Here is a 2361-nt window from a genome sequence, read left to right as displayed (position 1 = left end):
TGAAAGTCGCGGCTCCTTTAATTGCTGAAGAACGCAGACCCGGGCAGTTTATCATCCTGCAGGTCGATCATGATTTCGGCGAACGCATTCCGCTGACCATTGCCGATGCCGATCCCGTCGAAGGCACCATCACCCTGATTTTCCAGAAAGTGGGCAGCACCACAACGAAGCTGGCAGCACTGGAAGCCGGCGATACGATTCAGGAACTGGTGGGCCCATTGGGCAAACCCACGCATATTGAAAACTTCGGGCACGTCGTCTGCGTGGGCGGCGGCATCGGTGTTGCCCCCATGCATCCCATTGCACAGGGCATGAAAGCGGCAGGCAATAAAGTCACCATTATTATGGGGGCACGCAACAAGGATCTGCTGATTCTCGAAGACGAAATGAAGGCTATTGCCGACGAGCTGATTATCGTCACCGACGATGGATCCTACGGGCGCAAGGACTTGGTCACCGTCCCGCTGAAAGAACTGTGTGAATCCGATAATCCGCCGGATCTGGTGGTCGCCATCGGCCCGCCGATCATGATGAAATTCTGTGCGCTGACCACCAAACCTTATAACGTCCACACCATGGTTTCGCTGAATACCATCATGGTGGACGGCACGGGCATGTGCGGCGGATGTCGCGTAACGGTGGGCGATGAAGTGAAATTTGTATGTGTCGACGGACCGGAGTTTGACGGACATCTCGTCGATTTTGATAACATGATGAGCCGACTCGGCTCCTATAAAGGAGTTGAGCAGGATCACGTCTGCCGCTGTGAACAGAAAGGACAGAAATAATGAGTTTTATTAAACCCGAAACCCTTCAGGAACTGGCCGCCGCCGAATACGCAAAACTGCAGGCGCAGCCGCCCGTCAAAGCAAAAGAACGCATGGCGATTCCCGCGCAGGAAATGCCGTCACAGGATCCCGATGTGCGCCGCAGTAATATGCAGGAAGTGGCACTTGGTTATTCCAGAGAACAGGCACTGGTGGAAGCCCAGCGCTGTCTGCAATGCAAAAACATGCCTTGCGTAAAAGGCTGTCCTGTATCCATCGATATCCCCGGCTTTATTCAGGCCATTGTCGACGAAGATAACCGTAAGGCCATCGGCATCATTAAGAAGAGCAGTCTGCTGCCGCAGGTCTGCGGACGCGTCTGTCCTCAGGAAACCCAGTGTCAGGAATTGTGCACCGTGGGCAAAGGCTTGAAAGATGTGGGCCAAGCCGTGGCCATTGGCCGGTTGGAACGTTTTGTCGCCGACTGGGAACGCGATAACGGCGTGGCCGCTCCGCAGGTAAAACCAGCCACGGGCAAAAAAGTGGCGGTCATCGGCAGTGGACCCGCCGGCATCACCGTCGCCGCCGACGTGCGGCGCGAAGGACATGACGTGACGCTTTTCGAGGCCTTTCACAAAACCGGCGGCGTGCTGGTTTATGGAATTCCCGAGTTTCGTCTGCCCAAAAAAATTGTGGAAAACGAAGTGGACACCCTCCGTCAGATGGGCGTTGAAATTAAAACAAACTTCGTCGTTGGACGTACCCGAAAAACCCTGGATCTCATGAAGAAAGATGGATTTGATGCCGTATTCATCGGTGTCGGTGCCGGATTGCCCAAGTTCATGAACATCGAAGGCGAAAACCTCGTCGGCGTCTTTTCCGCTAACGAATATCTGACCCGCGCCAACCTCATGAAAGCCTACGATGCCGACCAGTCGGATACCCCGATCTTCCGTCCCAAACGCGCCGCCATTATTGGTGGTGGAAATGTGGCCATGGATTCCGCCCGCATGGCCATGCGCCTTGGCGCAGAGGAAGTCTACCTGATTTATCGTCGCACCGAAGCGGAAATGCCCGCCCGGGTCGAAGAAGTGGGCCACGCCAAAGAAGAAGGCATCAACTTCCAGCTTCTGCGCAATCCCAAACGCATTGTCGGCGACGAAAAAGGCTGGGTAAAGGCCATTGAAGTCTTGAAATACGAACTGGGAGAACCCGATGCATCCGGACGTCGCCGCCCCGTAGCCATTCCCGGCAGCGAATACCTGCTGGACGTCGATACCGTCATCGTCGCAATCGGAAATGAAAGCAATCCGCTGCTGACCCAGTCCACCCCCGGCTTAGAAACCAACAAATGGGGCAACATCGTCGCCGACGAAAACGGAGCCACCTCTATTCCCGGCGTCTTCGCTGCCGGCGATATCGTAACCGGAGCCGCCACCGTCATTCTCGCCATGGGAGCCGGACGCAGAGCCGCCGAGTCCATCAACGAGCTGCTGGCGAAAAAAGACTAGTCCCCGCACGACCAAAAGCGGGCAGATAAAAAGTTCCAGTCATTGGAACTTTTTTTCATAACTTATTCCAATGGTTGGAACAA

At 55.1% G+C, this 2361-nt stretch carries 2 protein-coding genes; both read left to right on the top strand.

Translation table 11 applies throughout. The annotated features are described in order from the left end of the window. Positions 1 to 788 (top strand): sulfide/dihydroorotate dehydrogenase-like FAD/NAD-binding protein (locus EOL86_13825; protein ID NCD26653.1); only part of this gene is annotated, 788 nt, incomplete at its 5' end. Further along, positions 788 to 2278, top strand: coding sequence for an NADPH-dependent glutamate synthase (gltA, locus tag EOL86_13820; protein NCD26652.1), 1491 nt, complete (start codon positions 788 to 790; stop codon positions 2276 to 2278). The genes EOL86_13825 and gltA, both read left to right, overlap by 1 nt. Positions 2279 to 2361 lie beyond the last annotated feature (83 nt).

The sequence above is a fragment of the Deltaproteobacteria bacterium genome, assembly GCA_009930495.1.
In the GTDB taxonomy this organism is placed as follows: domain Bacteria; phylum Desulfobacterota; class Desulfovibrionia; order Desulfovibrionales; family Desulfomicrobiaceae; genus Desulfomicrobium.
The sequence above is the reverse complement of the archived record's forward strand: the minus strand, read 5'-3'. Positions and strand labels throughout refer to the sequence as shown.